The sequence below is a fragment of the Pseudomonas cremoricolorata DSM 17059 = NBRC 16634 genome (assembly GCF_000425745.1).
In the GTDB taxonomy this organism is placed as follows: Bacteria; Pseudomonadota; Gammaproteobacteria; order Pseudomonadales; family Pseudomonadaceae; genus Aquipseudomonas; species Aquipseudomonas cremoricolorata.
Map to the genome: position 1 here is coordinate 164,314 of NZ_AUEA01000002.1, position 20,311 is coordinate 184,624.

At 63.9% G+C, this 20,311-nt stretch carries 18 protein-coding genes; 14 read left to right on the forward strand and 4 right to left on the reverse strand.

Going from position 1 to position 20,311, the window contains the following annotated elements:
• Nucleotides 1-27: 27 nt before the first annotated feature.
• Nucleotides 28-390 carry an ATP-dependent Clp protease adapter ClpS gene (clpS, locus tag H618_RS0103205; RefSeq protein WP_028693692.1) on the reverse strand — a complete coding sequence of 121 codons (363 nt, stop codon included), beginning with the start codon at nucleotides 388-390 and terminating at the stop codon, nucleotides 28-30.
• A gap of 226 nt (nucleotides 391-616) precedes the next feature.
• Between clpS and H618_RS0103210 the strand changes: the two genes are divergently transcribed.
• The 9 genes from H618_RS0103210 to H618_RS0103250 all read left to right on the forward strand — a co-directional run bounded on the left by H618_RS0103210 (nucleotide 617) and on the right by H618_RS0103250 (nucleotide 11,212).
• Nucleotides 617-883, forward strand: coding sequence for a cold shock domain-containing protein (locus tag H618_RS0103210; protein WP_028693693.1), 267 nt, complete (start codon nucleotides 617-619; stop codon nucleotides 881-883).
• Between the two features lie 463 nt (nucleotides 884-1,346).
• Nucleotides 1,347-3,572, forward strand: coding sequence for an NADP-dependent isocitrate dehydrogenase (locus H618_RS0103215; RefSeq protein WP_028693694.1), 2,226 nt, complete (start codon nucleotides 1,347-1,349; stop codon nucleotides 3,570-3,572).
• A gap of 114 nt (nucleotides 3,573-3,686) precedes the next feature.
• A complete protein-coding gene (locus tag H618_RS0103220) occupies nucleotides 3,687-4,127 on the forward strand; it encodes an NUDIX hydrolase (RefSeq protein ID WP_028693695.1) in 441 nt (146 codons plus the stop codon).
• Nucleotides 4,128-4,184: 57 nt separating this feature from the next.
• The gene (gene mnmA / locus H618_RS0103225; protein WP_028693696.1) at nucleotides 4,185-5,309 is read left to right on the forward strand and encodes a tRNA 2-thiouridine(34) synthase MnmA; all 1,125 of its coding nucleotides are present in this window, start codon (nucleotides 4,185-4,187) and stop codon (nucleotides 5,307-5,309) included.
• Nucleotides 5,306-5,926: a high frequency lysogenization protein HflD gene (gene hflD, locus H618_RS0103230; RefSeq protein ID WP_028693697.1), complete on the forward strand. Its 621-nt coding sequence runs from the start codon at nucleotides 5,306-5,308 to the stop codon at nucleotides 5,924-5,926. The genes mnmA and hflD overlap by 4 nt, the downstream gene beginning before the upstream one ends.
• A gap of 117 nt (nucleotides 5,927-6,043) precedes the next feature.
• Nucleotides 6,044-7,414: an adenylosuccinate lyase gene (gene purB / locus H618_RS0103235; protein WP_028693698.1), complete on the forward strand. Its 1,371-nt coding sequence runs from the start codon at nucleotides 6,044-6,046 to the stop codon at nucleotides 7,412-7,414.
• Nucleotides 7,415-7,495: 81 nt separating this feature from the next.
• Nucleotides 7,496-8,662 (forward strand): ribosomal protein uL16 3-hydroxylase, encoded by a 1,167-nt coding sequence (locus H618_RS0103240; protein ID WP_028693699.1) that lies wholly within the window; start codon nucleotides 7,496-7,498, stop codon nucleotides 8,660-8,662.
• On the forward strand, nucleotides 8,655-9,074 hold the full coding sequence (locus tag H618_RS0103245; RefSeq protein ID WP_028693700.1) for a GNAT family N-acetyltransferase: 420 nt from the start codon (nucleotides 8,655-8,657) through the stop codon (nucleotides 9,072-9,074). The genes H618_RS0103240 and H618_RS0103245 overlap by 8 nt, the downstream gene beginning before the upstream one ends.
• 161 nt (nucleotides 9,075-9,235) lie before the next feature.
• Nucleotides 9,236-11,212, forward strand: a complete 1,977-nt coding sequence (locus H618_RS0103250) for a DNA topoisomerase III (RefSeq protein WP_028693701.1) — start codon at nucleotides 9,236-9,238, stop codon at nucleotides 11,210-11,212.
• A 58-nt stretch (nucleotides 11,213-11,270) separates the two neighbouring features.
• Here the strand turns inward: H618_RS0103250 and H618_RS0103255 are convergent, their stop codons facing one another.
• Nucleotides 11,271-12,671: an amino acid permease gene (locus H618_RS0103255; RefSeq protein ID WP_028693702.1), complete on the reverse strand. Its 1,401-nt coding sequence runs from the start codon at nucleotides 12,669-12,671 to the stop codon at nucleotides 11,271-11,273.
• 254 nt (nucleotides 12,672-12,925) lie between these two features.
• Between H618_RS0103255 and gcvA the strand changes: the two genes are divergently transcribed.
• Complete coding sequence (gene gcvA / locus H618_RS0103260) at nucleotides 12,926-13,822, forward strand: transcriptional regulator GcvA (protein WP_028693703.1); 897 nt, start codon at nucleotides 12,926-12,928, stop codon at nucleotides 13,820-13,822.
• 109 nt (nucleotides 13,823-13,931) lie between these two features.
• Complete coding sequence (locus H618_RS0103265; RefSeq protein ID WP_028693704.1) at nucleotides 13,932-15,182, forward strand: 2-aminoadipate transaminase; 1,251 nt, start codon at nucleotides 13,932-13,934, stop codon at nucleotides 15,180-15,182.
• Between the two features lie 41 nt (nucleotides 15,183-15,223).
• On the opposite strand, the gene H618_RS0103270 is transcribed toward H618_RS0103265, so the two are convergent.
• Nucleotides 15,224-15,520 carry a hypothetical protein gene (locus tag H618_RS0103270; protein WP_028693705.1) on the reverse strand — a complete coding sequence of 99 codons (297 nt, stop codon included), beginning with the start codon at nucleotides 15,518-15,520 and terminating at the stop codon, nucleotides 15,224-15,226.
• Nucleotides 15,521-15,657: 137 nt separating this feature from the next.
• On the opposite strand from H618_RS0103270, the gene H618_RS0103275 reads away from it, so the two are divergent.
• Nucleotides 15,658-16,086, forward strand: a complete 429-nt coding sequence (locus H618_RS0103275) for a hypothetical protein (RefSeq protein ID WP_028693706.1) — start codon at nucleotides 15,658-15,660, stop codon at nucleotides 16,084-16,086.
• Between the two features lie 48 nt (nucleotides 16,087-16,134).
• Here the strand turns inward: H618_RS0103275 and H618_RS0103280 are convergent, their stop codons facing one another.
• A complete protein-coding gene (locus tag H618_RS0103280; protein WP_028693707.1) occupies nucleotides 16,135-17,577 on the reverse strand; it encodes a SulP family inorganic anion transporter in 1,443 nt (480 codons plus the stop codon).
• 188 nt (nucleotides 17,578-17,765) lie between these two features.
• On the opposite strand from H618_RS0103280, the gene H618_RS0103285 reads away from it, so the two are divergent.
• Nucleotides 17,766-18,500 carry a secretin N-terminal domain-containing protein gene (locus H618_RS0103285; RefSeq protein ID WP_028693708.1) on the forward strand — a complete coding sequence of 245 codons (735 nt, stop codon included), beginning with the start codon at nucleotides 17,766-17,768 and terminating at the stop codon, nucleotides 18,498-18,500.
• Between the two features lie 480 nt (nucleotides 18,501-18,980).
• Entirely contained in the window at nucleotides 18,981-20,306 is a 1,326-nt protein-coding gene (aceA, locus tag H618_RS0103290) for an isocitrate lyase (protein ID WP_028693709.1), read from the forward strand.
• Nucleotides 20,307-20,311 lie beyond the last annotated feature (5 nt).

Consider the following 20,311-nt stretch of genomic DNA (forward strand, 5'->3'; position numbering starts at 1 on the left):
TTCACCTCATACCCAAGTGGTCGGCGATTAACCGTCCTTCTCGATTTCACAGAGTAGCGGATGCTGGCTCTCCCTGGCGTACTGGTTGACCTGCATAGCCTTGGTTTCGGCAATATCGCGGGTAAACAAGCCGCACACTGCGCGCCCTTCGGTATGGACGGTCAGCATTATCTTGGTGGCCAACTCCCGGTTCAAACTGAAGAACGTCTCGAGCACCTCGACGACGAAATCCATTGGTGTGTAGTCATCATTGAACAAGACCACCTTGTACATCGGTGGTGCCTGCAGGATCGGCTTGGCCTCTTCGACAGCCAGGCCCGAAGCGCCGTCTTCCTGCTCGTGCGGAGGATCCTGATTGAATGTTAGACGAGTCTGGCTGTGTGCATGCATGGAAAGAAATTCATCACATCGACAGGTTGGAGGGTTGAGTCCGCGGCCCAGACGGTCCGCGCAGGCGCCGCCGGGTGACCTTGACTAACGCTGAATCGGTGTTACAACCAATATGAACTCACCGTGGTGTAAAAAGCTCCGCACAGTCAATCAGTTTTTTGCCGATGGGCTGGCGGATACCGGGATGATACTCCAGTGATGGAGTCCTTTGCAGAGGTACGTAGGGATGGCGAGCGGTAAAGTCAAGTGGTTCAACAATGCCAAAGGGTTTGGTTTCCTGATAGCGGATGGCAAGGAAATGGGTGACATATTTGCCCATTACAGCCAGATCGTAGGAGATGGTTACAAATCTCTGAAAGCTAACGACCGAGTGCTTTTCGACATCATCGAAGGCCCGAAAGGCCCGCATGCTTGCTCGATCCGGTCCGAGGCGAACGCAACCCAGGCCGTGGGCGCTCAAGCCCGGGCTCAGGAAGACGCCGTCAAGGCGTGAGCCTAGCCAGACTGGCCAGTGGCGATCACTGGCCGGTCACCCCGCCGCACTCCCCTGCTCGAGCGCCGCCTCGTTCAGTTCCAGCCTTCGCAAAATCCCCCCTTCGAACCCGCGCATTCGCTGCGGCAACGCACCGCATTGTCTCTCAGTCTTTGGTCGCATATGCAGCCCGATCGCACTTGGCCTTGCTGATTACGCCGATGGGTTTGATATACTCCGGCGCTGACCGTAGGGTCATCGGGGCGAACCCTTGGAATATGCGGCTCGCTCCACCCCGGGCCGGCTGGCAATGGCCGCCTGACCTGGACAAGCCTGACGTGTTACCGCACGCCAGCATTGACGCTCGAATGATGCATCCACCATCACCGCTCGCGGCCGCTCGACCACGCCCTTGCTGGGCGCTGCGCCTACCCAGCGCATTTCGAGACACGGGCTCGCGCAGCAACACAGAGAGTTAACCCGCATGCCCACCCGTTCCAAGATCATCTATACCTTCACCGACGAAGCCCCCGCCCTCGCCACCTACTCACTGCTGCCCGTCATCGAGGCGTTCACGGCGTGTGCCGATATCGCCGTCGAAACCCGGGACATCTCCCTGGCCGGTCGTATTCTCGCGGCGTTCCCCGAGCAACTGGGTGCCGAGAAGCAGGTAGCCGATCACCTGGCGGAACTGGGCCAACTGGCAACCACGCCTGAAGCCAACATCATCAAGCTGCCGAACATCTCGGCGTCGGTTCCGCAGCTCAAGGCTGCGATCAAGGAACTGCAGGCCCAGGGCTACGCCATCCCCGACTATGCCGATGAGCCGTCCACCGACGCCGAGCAAGAGTCGCGCGCCCGTTACGACCGCATCAAGGGCAGCGCCGTCAACCCGGTACTGCGCGAAGGCAACTCCGACCGCCGCGCGCCGCTGTCTGTGAAGAACTACGCCCGCAAGCACCCGCACAAGATGGGCGCGTGGAGCGCCGATTCGAAGTCCCACGTGGCGCACATGACCAGCGGCGACTTCTACGGCAGCGAAAAAGCTGCGCTGATCGAAGCCGATGGCAGCCTGCGCATCGAACTGATCGGCAAGGATGGCAACACCACCGTCCTGAAAGAAAAAACCGCCGTCAAGGCCGCTGAAGTGGTCGACTGCGCCACCTTGAGCCGCAAGGCCCTGCAAGCCTTCATCGTCGAGCAGATCGCCGATGCCAAGGCCGCCGGCGTGCTGCTCTCGGTGCACCTGAAGGCGACCATGATGAAGGTCTCCGACCCGATCATGTTCGGCATCATCGTCGAAGCCTTCTATGGCGAAGTGCTGAAGAAGTACGCCTCGTCGCTGACCGACGTCGGTTTCAACCCGAACAATGGCATCGGCGACCTCTACGCCCGCATCAAAGAGCTTCCGGCCGAGCTGCAAGCGCAGATCGAAGCCGACATCAACACCCTGTACGCCGACCGTCCGTCCCTGGCCATGGTCAACTCCGACAAGGGCATCACCAACCTGCATGTGCCAAGCGACGTGATCGTCGACGCCTCGATGCCGGCGATGATCCGTGACTCGGGCAAGATGTGGAACGCCGCAGGTGAACTGCAGGACGCCAAGGCGATCATTCCTGACCGCTGCTACGCCGGCATCTACCAGGCCACCATCGAAGACTGCAAGGCCAACGGCGCCTTCGACCCGACCACCATGGGCAGCGTGCCGAACGTCGGCCTGATGGCGCAGAAGGCCGAAGAGTACGGCTCGCACGACAAGACCTTCCAGATCAAGGCCGACGGCGTGGTGCGCGTGGTCGATGCCAGCGGTAAGGTGATTCTCGAGCAGAACGTCGAAGCCGGTGACATCTTCCGCATGTGCCAGACCAAGGACGCGCCGATCCAGGACTGGGTCAAGCTGGCCGTCAACCGTGCCCGCCTGAGCGACACCCCTGCGGTGTTCTGGCTCGACCCGGCACGCGCCCACGACGCGGTGATGATCGAAAAAGTCCAGAAGTACCTCAAGGACCACGACACCAGCGGCCTGGACATCCGCATCCTCGAACCGGTCGAAGCGATCAAGTTCTCTCTGGCTCGTATCCGTGAAGGCAAGGACACCATTTCGGTGACCGGCAACGTGCTGCGCGACTACCTGACCGACCTGTTCCCGATCATGGAACTGGGCACCAGCGCCAAGATGCTGTCGATCGTGCCGCTGATGAGCGGTGGCGGTCTGTTCGAAACTGGTGCTGGCGGTTCGGCGCCCAAGCATGTGCAACAGTTGGTGGAAGAGAACTTCCTGCGCTGGGATTCGCTGGGTGAATTCCTCGCCCTGGCCGCTTCCCTGGAGCACCTGGGCAACGTCTACGACAACCCACGCGCCAAGGTGCTGGCCAGCACCCTGGACAAGGCCACCGGCAAGTTCCTCGACACCAACAAGTCGCCTTCGCGCAAGGTCGGCGGCATCGACAACCGTGGCAGCCACTTCTACCTGACCCTGTACTGGGCCGAGGCCCTGGCAGCTCAAAACGACGACAGCGCCCTGCAAGCGCGCTTCGCTCCGCTGGCCAAGGTGCTGGGCGAGAACGAAGCCGCTATCGTCGCCGAGCTCAACGCCGTGCAAGGCAAGCCGGCCGACATCGGCGGCTACTACGCGCCAAGCCCTGAGCTGACCAAGAAAGTGATGCGCCCAAGCCAGACCTTCAACAGCGCGCTCGCCGCCCTGTAAGCCTGAGCTGCAACAACCACGAACCCCGGCCACGCACCGGGGTTCGTGCGTTATGGGCTCACTATCCGCGAACGTTGCACACGATTCTTACACTCACGCGCCCAAGGTGTCCCCATGAACTGGCAACCGCATATCACCGTCGCCACCGTCGTCGAGGACGATGGCAAGTTTCTTTTCGTCGAAGAATTCAAGGCTGGCAGCCAGGTTTTCAACCAACCGGCCGGGCACCTGGAAGCCCATGAAACCCTGAGCCAAGCCGCGCTGCGCGAAACCCTCGAAGAAACCGCCTGGGACGTCGAACTCACCGGCGTGGTGGGCATTTACCTGTACACCGCACCGAGCAACGGCGTGACCTACCAGCGCATCTGCTTTGCCGCAAAGCCTGTGCGCCATCACCCCGATCGCGCCCTGGACAGCGATATCACCCGCGCCGTGTGGCTGACTCGCGAGCAGCTGCTGGCCGAGCCGCAGCGCTGGCGCAGCGAGCTGGTGCCACGCTGCCTGGACGACTATCTGGCAGGCCCGCTGCACAGCCTGCAGTTGCTGCGCGACTGACGGGCAGCCAGCAGCCTGATAGAATCGGCGTTTTTTCCCTGATACACGCCGGTAATCATGACCAACCCAGCACTCAAAGCACCCGCCCAGACCCGCGTCATCGTCGGCATGTCCGGCGGCGTGGACTCGTCCGTTTCCGCCGTCCTGCTGCTCGAGCAGGGCTACCAGGTGGAAGGGCTGTTCATGAAGAACTGGGAAGAAGACGACGGCACCGAATACTGCACCGCCCGCGAGGACCTCGCCGACGCCCAGGCCGTGTGCGACCGCATTGGCATCAAGCTGCACACCGCCAACTTCGCCGCCGAATACTGGGACAACGTCTTCGAACATTTCCTCGAAGAATATAAAGCCGGGCGCACGCCCAACCCGGACATCCTCTGCAACCGGGAAATCAAGTTCAAAGCCTTCCTCGACTACGCCCTGTCGCTGGGTGCCGACCTGATCGCCACCGGTCACTATGTGCGTCGTCGCGACACCGAAGGCCGCACCGAGCTGCTCAAGGGCCTGGACCCGAACAAGGACCAGAGCTACTTCCTGCATGCCGTGGGCGGCAACGAAATCGCCCGTACGCTGTTCCCGGTCGGCGAGCTGGAAAAGCCTGAAGTGCGCGCCATCGCCGAGAAGCACGGCCTGGCTACGGCCAAGAAGAAAGACTCCACCGGCATCTGCTTCATTGGCGAGCGCCGTTTCAGCGACTTCCTCAAACAGTACCTGCCCGCCCAGCCCGGTGAAATCCAGACCACCGAGGGTGAGGTGATCGGCCAGCACCACGGCCTGATGTACCACACCATCGGCCAACGTCAGGGGCTGGGCATCGGCGGCCTCAAGGATGCTGGCGACGAACCGTGGTACGTGCTGGAAAAAGACCTTGCCCGCAACGTGCTGGTGGTCGGTCAGGGCAATGAGCATCCATGGCTGTTCTCGCGTGCGCTGCTGGCCTCGGAGATCTTCTGGGTCAACCCGGTCGACCTCGGCGCGCCGCGCCAGCTGAGCGCCAAGGTGCGCTACCGCCAGGGCGATCAGCGCTGCCTGCTGGAGCGCACCGAAGCCGGCTACCGCGCGGTGTTCGATGAGCCGCAACGCGCTGTCACACCCGGCCAGTCGGTGGTGTTCTACGACGGTGAGGTGTGCCTGGGCGGCGGCGTCATCGAAGCGGCCGAAGCGTGGAGCCCGCGTCCATGAGCAACCTTGACGATCAGCTGATCGCGCTGGGCGGCGTGTTCCAGGCCGCCGTACTGGTGGATCAGATCGCCCGCACCGGCCAGGTCGGCGAGGCGCCGCTGGGCTGCATGCTCGGCAGCCTGCTGGTGCTCGACCCCAAGGACACCCTGGAGGTGTTCGGCGGCAACGACCAGCAACTGCGCGACGGTTACCGCGCGCTGGTCGGTGCACTGGAGCGCGATCCGGCCATCCTGCAGCGCGAACCGCTGCGCTACGCCCTGGCGATGCTGGGCCTGGAGCGGCAACTGGCCAAGCGCGGCGACCTGTTGGAAGTGATCGGCAAGCGCCTGCCGCAAGTGCAATCCCAGGCCGACCATTTCGGCCTGGTCCACGACAACGTGATCGCCTCGTGCGGCGCGCTGTACCAGGACACCCTCAGTACCTTCCGCCAACGCATTCAGGTGCACGGCGACACACGCTTCCTGCAACAGGCTAACAACGCCTCGAAGATCCGCGCCATCCTGCTCGCCGGGATTCGTTCGGCACGCCTGTGGCGCCAGTTGGGCGGCCATCGCTGGCAGCTGGTGTTCAGCCGCCGCAAACTGCTCAACGCCCTGTACGACCTGATGCGCGGCTGAGGCGAGCAGGCAGTGCTGCCGTGACGCTCACTGCTTGCAGCTCAGAGCTCGCAGCTCGCAGCTGCTTTTTCGTGTATGATACGCGCCCCCAAAAGCCTGACTGTCCGAGAACACGCCATGCAGCTCTCCTCGCTCACTGCGGTTTCCCCTGTAGACGGCCGCTACGCCGGCAAAACCCAGGCCTTGCGCCCCATTTTCAGCGAATACGGCCTGATCCGTTTCCGCGCCCTGGTGGAAGTGCGCTGGCTGCAGCGCCTGGCCGCTCACCCGCAGATCGATGAGGTGCCGGCCTTCTCCGCCGAGGCCAATGCGGTACTCGACACCCTGGCCACCGACTTCCAGCTGGCCCACGCCGAGCGGGTCAAGGAAATCGAGCGCACCACCAACCACGACGTCAAGGCCATCGAATACCTGCTCAAGGAGCAGGCCGCAGGCGTGCCGGAGCTGGCCAAGGTCAGCGAGTTCATCCACTTCGCCTGCACCAGCGAAGACATCAACAACCTGTCCCACGCGCTGATGCTGCGCGCCGGCCGTGACGAAGTGCTGCTGCCGCTGATGCGCCAGATCGCCGAAGCCCTGCGCACCCTCGCCCACCAGTACGCCGACGTGCCGATGCTGTCGCGCACCCACGGTCAGCCGGCCTCGCCGACCACCCTGGGCAAGGAACTGGCCAACGTCGTCTACCGCCTCGAGCGGCAGATCGCCCAAGTCGCAGCCGTGCCGCTGCTGGGCAAGATCAACGGCGCCGTGGGCAACTACAACGCGCACCTCTCGGCCTACTCGCAGATCGACTGGGAAGCCAACGCCCGCGCCTTCATCGAAGACGAGCTGGGCCTGCAGTTCAACCCCTACACCACGCAGATCGAGCCGCACGACTACATCGCCGAGCTGTTCGATGCCATCGCCCGCTTCAACACCATCCTCATCGACTTCGATCGCGATGTCTGGGGCTACATCTCGCTGGGCTACTTCAAGCAGAAGACCGTTGCCGGCGAAATCGGCTCCTCGACCATGCCGCACAAGGTCAACCCGATCGACTTCGAAAACTCCGAAGGCAACCTGGGCATCGCCAACGCGCTGTTCCAGCACCTGGCGAGCAAGCTGCCGATCTCGCGCTGGCAGCGTGACCTCACCGATTCCACCGTGCTGCGCAACCTCGGTGTCGGCTTCGCCCACAGCGTGATCGCCTACGAGGCCAGCCTCAAAGGTATCGGCAAGCTGGAAATCAACACCGCGCGCATCGCCGCTGATCTGGACGCCTGCTGGGAAGTCCTGGCTGAGCCGATCCAGACCGTCATGCGTCGTTTCAACATCGACAACCCCTACGAGAAGCTCAAGGAGCTGACCCGTGGCAAAGGCATCACCCCCGATGCCCTGCTGAGCTTCATCGACGGCCTGGACATGCCGGCCGAGGCCAAGGCCGAGCTCAAGCGACTGACCCCTGCCAGCTACATCGGCAACGCCGTGGCCCAGGCCAAACGCGTCTGATCGATGCCATGCGGCCAACGCCCGGCTTAGCCGGGCGTTTTTATTCGCGGACGAAAACTACATTTTTTCAATAGGTTGAAGATGAATCCTGATACTCCACTGCAGCTGCTTGGCGGCTTGACGGCCCGTGAATTCCTGCGTGACTACTGGCAGAAAAAGCCGCTGCTGGTGCGCCAGGCGTTCAGCGATTTCGAAAGCCCCATCGACCCGGATGAGCTGGCCGGCCTGGCCCTGGAAGAAGAAGTCGAGTCGCGCCTGGTGCTCGAGCACGGCGAGCGTCCGTGGGAACTGCGCCGCGGCCCGTTCGCCGAAGACGCCTTCGCCGACCTGCCCGAGCGTGACTGGACCTTGCTGGTGCAGGCCGTCGACCAGTTCGTACCCGAAGTGGCCGAGCTGCTGGAAAACTTCCGCTTCCTGCCCAGCTGGCGCATCGATGACGTGATGATCAGCTACGCAGCCCCAGGTGGCAGCGTCGGTCCGCATTTCGACAACTACGACGTGTTCCTGCTGCAAGGCCACGGCAAGCGCAACTGGAAAATCGGCCAGATGTGCGACAGCGACAGCGCCCTGCTCGACCATGCCGACCTGCGCATCCTGGCCGACTTCGAGCAGAGTGAAGAGTGGGTGCTCGAACCGGGCGACATGCTCTATCTGCCGCCGCGCCTGGCCCACTACGGCATCGCCGAGAACGCCTGCCTGACCTACTCGGTCGGTTTCCGCGCGCCGAGCGCCGCTGAAGTGCTGACCCACTTCACCGACTTCCTCAGCCAGTTCCTGCCCGACGAAGAGCGCTACAGCGACGCCGATGCGCAGCCGGTCAGCGACCCGCATCAGATTCAGCATGACGCCCTCGATCGCCTGAAGGCGCTGCTGGCCGAGCACATGGGCGACGAGCGCCTGCTGCTGACCTGGTTCGGCCAGTTCATGACCGAGCCGCGCTACCCAGAGCAAGTCACGGGCGAAGAACTCAGCGAAGACGACCTGCGCCAGAGCCTGGAGCAAGGCGCGCTGCTGATTCGCAACCCGAGCGCGCGGCTGGCCTGGTCGGAAATGGAAGACAACCTGGTGCTGTTCGCCAGCGGCCAGAGCCGCCTGCTCTCCGGCCACCTGCGTGAGCTGCTCAAGCTGATCTGCGCCGCCGATGCCCTGCACAGCGACAACCTCGCTGCATGGCTCGAAGACGAAGAAGCCATGCTGCTGGTCTGCCAACTGGTCACCCAAGGCAGCCTGGGATTCGCCGATGAATAAGATCCGTGTGCGTCTGGCCGACTGGCAGCAGGACAACGCCGACCTGCGGCGCATCCGCGAGGCGGTGTTCGTCGCCGAGCAGCAGGTGCCAGCGGAGCTCGAGTGGGACGCCGACGACCAGGACGCCGTGCACTTTCTGGCCCTGGAAGGCGACTACCCGATAGGCACCGCCCGGCTGCTGGCTGACGGCACCATCGGCCGTGTTTCGGTGCTCAAGGACTGGCGCGGGCTGAAGGTCGGCGACGCGCTCATGCAGGCAGTGATCGCCGAAGCCCAGCGCCGCCAGCTCGCGCCGCAGCGGCTCAGTGCCCAGGTGCACGCAACCTCGTTCTACGAGCGCCTGGGCTTTCGTGTGGTCAGCGAGGAATTCCTCGAAGCCGGCATTCCCCACGTGGATATGGTTCGCGAGTAACCACGCTGTCGCGCGCCGATTGCGGGGCGCGAGTTGCAGGAGCGGGCGGTCCGCTCCTGCAAATCCCTGAAAGACTGTACATCCATCCAGATAAACCTTGCCTCCAGGCTTTCGTTTGCGCATCCTGTCGCTCATCACCTGCGACTTGAGCGTGCCCGGCCATGCGCCTGTTTCTCTGCGAAAAACCCTCCCAGGCCAAAGACATCGCCAAAGTGCTCGGCGCCACGCGCAAGGGCGATGGCTGCTGGCAAGGCACCGACGTGTGCGTCACCTGGTGCATTGGTCACCTGCTGGAAACCGCTCCGCCCGACAGCTACGACGCCCGTTACAAGCGTTGGGCGCTCGATGACCTGCCGATCATTCCGGAAAAATGGAAGATGCTGGTCAAGACCAAGACCGCCAGCCAGTTCAAGGCGGTCAAGCGCCTGCTCGGTGAAGCGCGGGAGCTGGTGATCGCCACCGACGCAGATCGTGAGGGGGAAATGATCGCCCGTGAGCTGCTCGAACACTGCCGCTACCGCGGCCCGGTGCAGCGCCTGTGGCTGTCGGCACTGGACGACGCCTCGATCCGCAAGGCACTGGCCCGCCTGCTGCCCGGCCAGCAGACCTTCACCCTCTACCACTCGGCGCTGGGTCGTTCACGGGCCGATTGGCTGATCGGCATGAACATGAGCCGTCTGTTCACCTTGCTGGGCCGGCAATCGGGTTATCAAGGCGTGTTGCCGGTCGGCCGCGTGCAGACCCCGACCCTGCGCCTGGTGGTCGACCGCGACCGCAGCATCGCCGACTTCGTGCCGGTGCCGTTCTGGGCCATCGAGGTTCAACTCGGCCATGCCGGGCAGTCGTTCATGGCCCAATGGCGGGCGCCGGACGATGCCTGCGACGACCAAGGCCGCTGCCTGCAGCAAGCGCTGGCGCAACAGGCAGCCGAGGCCATGCGCAGCGCGGCCCAGGCAGTGCTGCTGAAGATTGAAACCGAGCGCGTCCGCGAAGCCGCCCCGCTGCCGTTCGACCTCGGCACCCTGCAGGAACTGTGCTCGAAGAAGCTCGGCCTGGGCGCCCAGGAAACCCTCGACATCGCCCAGGCGCTGTACGAAACCCACAAGCTGATCACCTACCCGCGCAGCGACTGCGGCTACCTGCCGCTCAGCCAGCACGGCGAAGCTGGCGCCATCCTCGCAGCCCTGCAGCGTGCCGACTCTTCGCTGGCTGCGCTGCAGGTGCATCTGGATGCCAGTCGCCGCTCGCGGGCCTGGAACGATGCCAAGGTCAGTGCTCACCACGGCATCATTCCCACGCTCGCCGCCAGCGACCCGAGCCGGCTGCCGAGCAAGCACAAGGCGGTCTACACCCTGATTCGCGCCCGCTACCTGGCGCAGTTCCTGCCGCCACACAGCTTCGACCGCACCCAGGCGGAGTTCGACTGCACCGGCCAACACCTGCGGGCGGTGGGCAAGCACATCATCGAACCGGGCTGGCGCCGCGCACTGCCCGAAGCGCTGACCCCAAGCAAAGGCCGCGAGGCGCCACCGGCACAGGTTCTGCCGGCGTTGCAGCAGGGCCAGCTGTGCGCCGTCGAGCAGGTGTACCTGAAAGACTTGTGGACCCAGCCGCCCAAACCTTTCACCGAAGGCGATTTGATCAAGGCGATGAAAAACGTCGCCAAGCTGGTGCAAGACCCACTGCTCAAACAAAAACTCAAGGACACCACCGGCATCGGCACAGAGGCCACCCGCGCCAGCATCATCCAGGGCCTGCTCGACCGTGGTTACCTGAGCAAGAACGGCAAGGCCTTGGCCGCCACGCCGGCGGCCTTCAGCCTGATCGATGCCGTGCCCCGGGCGATCGCCGACCCCGGCACCACGGCGATCTGGGAGCAGGCTCTGGACATGGTGCAAAGCGGTGAAATGAGCCTGGAGGAGTTCGTTGCGCGCCAATCGGCGTGGATGAGCAAGCTGGTGCAGCGCTGCGCGGGCATGCGCCTGGTCATCAGCGGACCGCCTCTGGGCAGCGGCAACAAGGCCCCTGCGTGGAAAAACAAGCGCAGCGGCGCAGGCAAGGCCAAGAGCGCCGGCAAAGGCGCCAGCAAAGCTGCCGGCAAACCCCGTCAACCGCGGCGTAAGACGGCTACCCCCTGAGGACGAAAAAAGCCCGCGGCAGGTACCGCGGGCTTGGCGTTGCGTCAGTCTCGGTGGGTCATTGACCGCCCTGCACACTGGCCTGCAGAGCGTTCGCCGCAGCACGCCGCCGGCTCAGCGAGATCAGCAGAATGATCGAGGTCACCGCAGCGGTCATCAGCGTCTCGTAGCGGTACGCATCGCTGAACAACATGTAGCCCAGCACCAGGGCGATGGTGCCGATCACCAGCCAGGTGAGCCAGGGGAACAGCCACATCTTCAGCTCCAGCACGGTGCCGTCACGGTCGGCGCGAGCGCGCATGCGCAACTGCGAAACGGCGATGACCAGGTACACCAGCAACGCGATCGCGCCGGTGGTCGACAGCAGGAAGCCGAAGACCTTGCCGGGAAACACGTAGTTGACCAGGCAGCCGACGAACCCGGCCAGGGTCGACAGCAGCACCGCCACGGTCGGCACACCGGCGCCGGAGATACGCCGGGTCATCACTGGCGCCTCACCCCGCGCACCCAGCGAATACAGCATGCGCGAAGCGGTATACAGGCCCGAGTTCATGCAACTGGTCACGGCCACCAGCACCACCATGTCGACCACGAACTTGGCACCCGGCACATTCAGCACGTCCAGCACCCGCTGGAACGAGCCGACTTCCTTGAGCGCCGGGTCGTTCCAGGCGACCAGCGACACCACCAGAAAGATCGACGCCAGGTAGAAGATGGCGATGCGATACACCACCAGGTTGGTGGCGCGGCGGATTTTTTCCTTGGGGTTGGCGGTTTCGTCGGCGGCGATGGTGACGATCTCGGCGCCGAAGAACGAGAAGATGGTGATCAGCACCCCGCCCAGCACGGTGCCGAAGCCATTGGGCATGAAGCCGCCGTTTTCCCACAGACGGCTGACCCCGGAGGTCTCGGCCAGCGGCCAGAAGCCCAGCACGGCCAGGCTGCAAATGCCGATGAAGGCGATGATGGCGATCACCTTGACCAGCGCGAACCAGTACTCGAACGCGCCGAAGTTGCGCACGCTGACCAGGTTGGTACACGACAACAGCAGCATGATCAGGAACGCGAACAACCAGGATGGCACCGCCGGGAAGTACACGTGAAGAATGTCGGCGCCGGCGATGGCCTCGACCGGAATGATCAGCACCCAGAACCACCAGTACAACCAGCCGATGGTGAACCCGGCCCAGGGGCCGATGGCCTCGGTGGCGTAGGTGGAAAACGAGCCGCTGTTGGGGTTGGCGATGGCCATTTCGCCAAGCATGCGCATGACCAGCAGCACCAGCAGCCCGGTCATGGCATAGGAAATCAGAATGGCCGGGCCGGCCGTGGCGATGGCATTGGACGAACCAATGAACAATCCGGCACCAATGATGCCGGCAATGGAAATCATCGAGACCTGACGCGAGCTCAGGCCATGCTGCAACGAGCGTTGTTTTTTATTGTGGGGGGACGCCATGAAAAACCCTCGACTGGGTTGTCGCACAGTGGGCGACTGACTGTTGGAGCAGATTCAGCTCAAGTTCGAATGCATGTTTTTGTTGTTCTGCAGATGCCGGCGACGCGCACTTTCCTCCTCGTTCAATCCCGGCTTGCCTTCATTGATGCAGGTCAGTATTAATCTACCCGCGGGTCGTCAACAAACGACCTTTTTGCAGTACATGATTCCATTAGAGAATGAACTCCTGACTTTTCGCGGGGTACGCCATCGCCATGTCCAAACGCCTGATGCCCTCGACCACCGCCCTGCAGTGCTTCGAAGCGGCCGCCCGCCACCTGAGCTTCACCCGCGCCGCGCAAGAGCTGCACCTGACCCAGAGCGCGGTCAGCAAGCAGGTCGCGCAGCTCGAAGACATGCTCTCGCACCCACTGTTCGAGCGCGTTCGTCGGCGCCTGCACCTGACCCCGGCCGGGGCGCTGTACCTGACCGAGGTGAACAAGATCCTCACCCAGATCGACATCTCGAGCCGCTACATCCTCAGCTATGGCGATGAAACCGAAGTGCTGCGCATCGCCACCCAGCCGACCTTCGGCGCACGCTGGCTGGTGCCACGGCTCAAGGGTTTCGGCGAACGCTTCCCACGCATTCACCTGGACATTCGCAACGAACTCGAGCCTTTCGACCTGGTGCAGGCCAAGGCTGACGTCGCCTTCTTCTTCGGCCAGGGCACCTGGCCCGGGGCCACGTGCATCGAGCTGTTCAGTGAGGAAGTGCTGCCGGTGTGTGCGCCGCAGCTGCTCGAGCAACAGCGTTTCGCCAGTACCGAGGCGCTGATCGAGCACCGCCTGCTGCAATGCGCCTCGCGCCCCGAGGCCTGGCACGAGTGGTTCCTCGGTCAGGGCCTGCACAGCCACAACAGCTACCACGGCCCCCGCTTCGATACGTTCTACCTGTGCATTCGCGCAGCCATCGCCGGCTGCGGCATCGCCTTGATTCCCCGCTACCTGGTGGCCGAAGAACTGACCGAGGGCAAGCTGGTGGTGGCGTGGGACCACCCGGTGCCCAGCAATGGCCGGCATTTCATGGCACACGCCGAGCATGCCGCGCAGGTACCGAAGGTGCGCGCCTTCGTGCAGTGGATACGCGAGCGGGTCGCGGAAGGTGTGTGAGCCGTAACTTCCATAGTTGAGGGAATGAAGCCAATCGGATAATTCGTTTGCGCATGGGCTGCGCGAAGCGCTTGGATAATAAGAAACTTGAACACAGGCCTGCGAGCAGATGAATCCGGAAAGTATCAGTCAATCCATTTCCATCGTTCACCCGATTACACTTTCCCACGGCCGTAATGCGGAAGTCTGGGACACCGACGGCAACCGTTATATCGACTTCGTCGGCGGCATTGGCGTGCTCAACCTGGGCCATTGCAACCCGGCAGTGGTCGAGGCGATCTGCAACCAGGCGACCCAGCTCACCCACTCGGCGTTCAACGCAGCGCCCCACGCGCCGTACCTGCAGTTGATGGAGCGCCTCGGCCAGTTCGTGCCGCTGAGCTACCCCATCGCTGGCATGCTCACCAACAGTGGTGCCGAGGCCGCCGAAAACGCCTTGAAGGTCGCCCGTGGCGCCACCGGCAAGCGCGCGGTGATCGCCTTCGACGGGGGCTTCCATGGCCGCACCCTGGCCACCCTCAACCTCAACGGCAAGGTCGCGCCTTACAAACAGCGCGTGGGCGAGCTGCCCGGCCCGGTGTATCACCTGCCCTACCCCAGCGCCGACAACGGCGTCAGCTGCGCCGAAGGGCTCAAGGCACTGGAGCGGCTGTTCAGCGTCGAGCTGGCAGTGGAGGACGTGGCGGCGTTCATCATCGAGCCGGTGCAGGGCGAAGGTGGCTTTCTGGCGCTCGACCCGACCTTCGCCCAGGCCTTGCGCCGCTTCTGCGACAGCCACGGCATCGTGCTGATCGTCGATGAAATCCAGTCGGGCTTCGGCCGCACCGGCCAGCGTTTCGCCTTCTCGCGACTGGGCATCGAACCCGACCTGCTGCTGCTGGCCAAGAGCATCGCCGGCGGCATGCCGCTGGGCGCGGTGGTGGGTCGCCGCGAGCTGCTGTCAGCGCTGCCCAAGGGCGGGCTCGGCGGCACCTACTCGGGCAACCCCATCGCCTGCGCCGCGGCACTGGCCAGCCTGGCGCAGATGAGCGACGACAATCTGGCCACCTGGGGCGAGCGTCAGGAGCAGGCTTTGCTTGCCCGCTACTCGCGCTGGCAGGCCGCAGGCCTGAGCCCGTTCCTCGGCCGCCTGACCGGCGTCGGTGCCATGCGCGGCATCGAGTTGATCAACCCGGACGGCACCCCTGCCCCGGCGCAATTGAGCGCGCTGCTCGATGCGGCGCGCGCCCAGGGCCTGCTGCTGATGCCCAGTGGCAAGGCGCGGCACATCGTGCGCCTGCTGGCACCGCTGACCATCGAGGCCCAGGTGCTGGAGGAAGGGCTGGATATCCTCGAACGCTGCCTGGCGCAGTTACGCTGAGCGCCAGACGCCGCGCAGGCTATGCGTTCGACGAAGTATGCCTACAACCCCAGTTCCTGCGGCGTGAGCATGTCGCATTCGAAGGCGATCCAGCCGCCTTCGAGCTCGGCGTGACCGTTGACGATCGGGCCGTAGTAGCTCAGGCCGTTGTCCAGGGTCACGCAGATATGGGTAGCGCCGTCCGGGGCCGCCAGGGTGTGCACGAAGTGCACTTTCTTCAGGGTTTCGGTGACCGCTTCCAGGCCCACGCGGATGCCTGGGTTTTCCGTGGCCTCGACATCGCCGCCGAAGTTCTCGGTGCTGACGGTGATGGTGGCGGTGTAGGGGTAGGTGCTCAAGCCGATGACCTCGCAGTTTCAGGGCCGCGTAGGGTACGGCACGGCCAGGCACTTGTCTCTAGCGCACCGATGGCCTGGAAGGGGCCGATCTGTTAGGGTGCCCGCCGATGCCCGCCCCACCACATCAGGAGCCGAACGTGAGCGCCGAGCAACCCATGACCGCCGACCTGTTCGAAGTCGACAAACGCCTGAGCCTGAAGCCAGTCACCGACTTCAACAGCTACCTGCGCAGCGCCTTCGGCGACGGCCCTTGCAGTTGCTATCGCTGCGCCGAGAGCGGCGGCGATCAGACCGACTACAGCCACCTGCACACCTTCGAGTTCGACGCCAAGCCCGCACATCGGCGCTTTGCCAGCACCGCCGCCAGCGACGTTCTGCAAAAGCTCAAGAAGGCCTGGTTGTCGTATACCCAGGCCGAGCTGCAAACCCTTGGCGTGATCGACCTCGACACCCTCAAGACCTTCACCGACAGCGCCCTGCACCCGCGCCTGTTCGCACTGCTCGGCGCCAGCGGCCTGGCCCGCGAGGAAGACGGCCAGTGGCACCTGCAGGCCTTGGCCGACTGAGTCGACTCGCCCCTGATTGCGCTGGCCTGAGCCCTCAGGCCGGCGCACTCAATGCTGCTCGCCCGCCCGCTTGAGCAATTTCTTGCAGCGCTCTGACAGGTGCACCACGCGCAAATGCTTGCCCGCCTTGGCATAGCGCTCGCGCAGGGTTTTCAGTGCGGCGATGGCCGAGTAATCGACAAAGCTCAGGTGCTGGCAGTCCAGGGTCACGCTCGGCGGATCTCCGGCCGGGTCGAACTGGTTGAGAAACGGCGTGGTCGAGGCGAAGAACAACGTGCCGTGCACCTGGTAATGCTTATGCCCGTCGCCTTCCATACGGCTGTCGGCGTACAGCTCGCGGGCGTGCTGCCAGGCGAAGTTGATCGCGGCGATTACGATGCCGAACAGCACCGCCGCGGCCAGATCGGTGAGCACCGTAACCACCGTCACCGCGACGATCGCCAGCACGTCGCTGGCCGGCACCTTGTGCAGCACCCGCAGCGAGGCCCAGGCGAAGGTCTGCTGCGCCACCACGAACATCACCCCCACCAGCGCCGCCAGCGGAATGCGTTCGATCAGCGGCGACAGGAACAGGACGAACAGCAGAATCATCACCCCTGCGGTGACCCCGGACAGCCGCCCGCGGCCACCCGAGCTGAGGTTGATCACGGTCTGGCCGATCATCGCGCAGCCGCCCATGCCGCCACACAGGCCCGAAGCCATGTTGGCCGCGCCCAGCGCCACGCATTCGCGGTCCGGAAAGCCGCGGCTCTCAGTGATTTCGTCGGTCAGGTTGAGGGTCAGCAAGGTTTCCAGAAGGCCGACCATGGCCATAAGCAACGCGTAAGGGGCGATGATGCGCAGGGTCTCGAGGCTCCACGGCACCTGCGGCCAAGCCAGCGCCGGCAAGCCGCCAGCGATCTGCGCCATGTCCCCGAGGGTGCGGGTCGGCAGCTCCAGGCCATACACCAGCAAGCCCACACCCAGAATCGCCACCAGTGCCGGCGGCACGGCGCGGGTGATTTTGGGCAGTACGTAGACCACCAGCATGGTCAACGCCACCAGGCCAATCATCACGTACAGCGGCGTACCGCTGAGCCATTGCTCGCCGCGCTTGAAGTGCTCCAATTGCGCCAGGGCGATGACGATGGCCAGACCGTTGACGAAGCCAAGCATCACCGGGTACGGCACCAGACGAATCAACTTGCCCAGGCGCAGCACTCCGAACAGCACCATCAAGGCACCGCCCAGCAGCACGGTCGCCAGCAGATACTCGACACCGTGCTGCACCACCAGCGCGATGATCACCACCGCCATCGACCCGGCAGCACCGGAAATCATCCCCGGGCGACCACCGAACAACGCGGTCAGGGTGCAGATGATGAACGCGCCATACAGGCCCATCAGCGGGTTGAGGTGGGCCACCAGGGCAAAGGCGATGCACTCGGGCACCAGGGCGAAGGCAGTGGTCAGGCCGGCCAGCAAGTCGGCGCGAAGACGAACGGGTTTCATGAAGGTCCTGTGGTCAGGCCAGCGTTCGGCTGTGCTTGAACAGCAGTGAGCGGATGACGCAAGCGGAAAAAGAGGCGCGATGTTACGGAATTTGTGCCCGCCCGACCAGCCGCAGCCCAGGACCGACCAAGCGGCAGACTGCCGCCAAATTTGCCATCATGCTGACTCCACTCGCGGAGACCGCCGCCATGCCGCTACGCCCCTCGTTCGCCACCTTGTTGTTGTGCAGCAGCTTCGCCTGCCAGGCAGCCACCGCCGTACTGCCCCTGGAGCACCGCAGCAGCGCCCAGTTGCTGCCCACCGCCCAGGCATTCATCGGCAGCGAAGGCACCGTCAGCGCCTTCGAAAACAAGCTGGTGGTCGATGCCAGCCAGCCGCGCATCGATGAGCTGCGCACACTGCTGCAGCAGCTCGACACTGCCCCCAAGCGCTTGCTGATCAGCGTCGACACCCAGGACAGCAACTTCCAGGACACCCGCGGCAACGCCAGGATCATCCGCCACGGCACCCGCAACCGCGAGGGCGGCCTGCAGCAAATCCGCGCCAGCGAAGGGCAGCCGGCACTGATTCAGGTCGGCCAGAGCGTTCCGTTCACAAGCACCTCGAGCGATGGCTATGGGCGCGTACAGAGCGACACTGAATATCGCAATGTCACCCAGGGGTTCTATGTCACCCCGCAGGTAATGGGCAATACGGTTCAGCTGCAAATCAGCAGCAATAATGATCGCATCAGCCGTGAACGTGCAGATGTAGTGAATGTTCAGAGCACCGACACGACAGTCAGCGGTGAGCTGGGCACCTGGATCATCCTCGCCGGATTCAACCAGCAAAGTCAGGCAGACCGGACTCCCGGAAGGCTCAGCTACAGCACCCAGCAGGGCGAGAACATGACCCTGCGGGTAAAAGTCGACCTGGTGGACTGATATCGACCCCTCCGGCCTGCGACCAGAGGCCCCGAAACTGACTGACAAGTCGTATTAGACCAAAGATGTAGTGAGCATATAAAACCACTACAAAGTCGTTGACAGGCGCTTTTTGCACTGGGCATGATTGCCTCGCTCCCGCTGATCAGGGGCCCTGACCGGGCCTGCGGGGCGCACTCCCGCCACCTGTGGAGGCGCTCCGTGTCCATGCAGCCCAAAAGGCAGCGCGACGCGATGGTGACTGCAACGAAGAAGTTGTCCCGAGGGACGGAAGCGCTTTACCGCAGCCACGGCCACCGACGTCGCCTGTGCAGCACGGCATCCACGAGCCACGCTGCCGGCAAGTCCACCGCGCCTGCTTTCTTCCGCCCTCACCCCTTCGCTGCATCACCTTCCTCGCGCAGGACAGCCGCCACGCCCCCTGAGCCGTGCGCCGAGCCCAGCACCTACTTCACCGACTGATGCGACGAGGTTATTTCCATGGCACTGACACGCGAACAGCAAATTGCAGCCCTCGAGAAAGACTGGGCCGAGAACCCGCGCTGGAAAGGCGTGACCCGTACCTACACCGCCGCCGATGTCGTGCGCCTGCGCGGTTCGCTGCAACCGGAATACACCCTGGCCCGCGCCGGTGCCGAGAAACTCTGGAAGTTGGTCACCCAAGGTGCCCATCCCTCCTTCCGCCCCGAAAAAGACTTCGTCAACTGCATGGGCGCCCTGACCGGCGGCCAGGCCGTACAGCAGGTCAAGGCCGGCATCCAGGCCATCTACCTGTCGGGCTGGCAGGTCGCCGCCGACAACAACTCGGCTGAATCGATGTACCCCGACCAGTCGCTGTACCCGGTCGATTCGGTGCCGACGGTGGTCAAGCGCATCAACAACTCCTTCCGCCGCGCCGACCAGATTCAGTGGAAAGCCGGCAAGAACCCGGGTGACGACGGCTACATCGACTACTTCGCGCCGATCGTCGCCGACGCCGAAGCCGGTTTTGGCGGCGTGCTCAACGCCTATGAACTGATGAAAAGCATGATCGAGGCCGGCGCTGCCGGTGTGCACTTCGAAGACCAACTGGCCTCGGTGAAAAAATGCGGGCACATGGGCGGCAAAGTTCTGGTGCCCACCCAGGAAGCGGTGCAGAAACTGGTCGCCGCGCGCCTTGCAGCCGACGTTGCCGGTACGCCGACGATCATCCTCGCGCGCACCGACGCCAACGCCGCCGACCTGCTGACCAGCGACTGCGACCCGTACGACCAACCGTTCGTGATCGGCGAGCGCACCCGCGAAGGCTTCTACAAGGTACGTGCCGGCCTGGACCAGGCGATTGCCCGCGGCCTGGCCTACGCGCCCTACGCCGACCTGATCTGGTGTGAAACCGCCAAGCCCGACCTGGACGAGGCACGTCGCTTCGCCGAGGCGATCAAGAAGGAATACCCAGACCAACTGCTGTCGTACAACTGCTCGCCGTCGTTCAACTGGAAGAAGAACCTCGACGACGCCACCATCGCCAAATTCCAGCGCGAGCTGTCGGCGATGGGCTACAAGCACCAGTTCATCACCCTGGCCGGCATCCACAACATGTGGCACGGCATGTTCAACCTGGCGCACGACTACGCCCGCAACGACATGACCGCCTACGTCAAGCTGCAGGAACAGGAGTTCGCCGACGCCAGCAAGGGCTACACCTTCGTCGCCCACCAGCAGGAGGTGGGCACCGGCTACTTCGATGACGTGACCACCGTGATCCAGGGTGGCGCATCGTCGGTCACCGCCCTCACCGGCTCGACCGAGGAAGAACAGTTCCACTGATTCGC

Bases quoted from the DNA above. Each gene is read 5' to 3' on its own strand.
- clpS (WP_028693692.1), bottom strand. From the start codon at position 390: ATGCATGCACACAGCCAGACTCGTCTAACATTCAATCAGGATCCTCCG.
- H618_RS0103210 (WP_028693693.1), top strand. From the start codon at position 617: ATGGCGAGCGGTAAAGTCAAGTGGTTCAACAATGCCAAAGGGTTTGGT.
- H618_RS0103215 (WP_028693694.1), top strand. From the start codon at position 1,347: ATGCCCACCCGTTCCAAGATCATCTATACCTTCACCGACGAAGCCCCC.
- H618_RS0103220 (WP_028693695.1), top strand. From the start codon at position 3,687: ATGAACTGGCAACCGCATATCACCGTCGCCACCGTCGTCGAGGACGAT.
- mnmA (WP_028693696.1), top strand. From the start codon at position 4,185: ATGACCAACCCAGCACTCAAAGCACCCGCCCAGACCCGCGTCATCGTC.
- hflD (WP_028693697.1), top strand. From the start codon at position 5,306: ATGAGCAACCTTGACGATCAGCTGATCGCGCTGGGCGGCGTGTTCCAG.
- purB (WP_028693698.1), top strand. From the start codon at position 6,044: ATGCAGCTCTCCTCGCTCACTGCGGTTTCCCCTGTAGACGGCCGCTAC.
- H618_RS0103240 (WP_028693699.1), top strand. From the start codon at position 7,496: ATGAATCCTGATACTCCACTGCAGCTGCTTGGCGGCTTGACGGCCCGT.
- H618_RS0103245 (WP_028693700.1), top strand. From the start codon at position 8,655: ATGAATAAGATCCGTGTGCGTCTGGCCGACTGGCAGCAGGACAACGCC.
- H618_RS0103250 (WP_028693701.1), top strand. From the start codon at position 9,236: ATGCGCCTGTTTCTCTGCGAAAAACCCTCCCAGGCCAAAGACATCGCC.
- H618_RS0103255 (WP_028693702.1), bottom strand. From the start codon at position 12,671: ATGGCGTCCCCCCACAATAAAAAACAACGCTCGTTGCAGCATGGCCTG.
- gcvA (WP_028693703.1), top strand. From the start codon at position 12,926: ATGTCCAAACGCCTGATGCCCTCGACCACCGCCCTGCAGTGCTTCGAA.
- H618_RS0103265 (WP_028693704.1), top strand. From the start codon at position 13,932: ATGAATCCGGAAAGTATCAGTCAATCCATTTCCATCGTTCACCCGATT.
- H618_RS0103280 (WP_028693707.1), bottom strand. From the start codon at position 17,577: ATGAAACCCGTTCGTCTTCGCGCCGACTTGCTGGCCGGCCTGACCACT.
- H618_RS0103285 (WP_028693708.1), top strand. From the start codon at position 17,766: ATGCCGCTACGCCCCTCGTTCGCCACCTTGTTGTTGTGCAGCAGCTTC.
- aceA (WP_028693709.1), top strand. From the start codon at position 18,981: ATGGCACTGACACGCGAACAGCAAATTGCAGCCCTCGAGAAAGACTGG.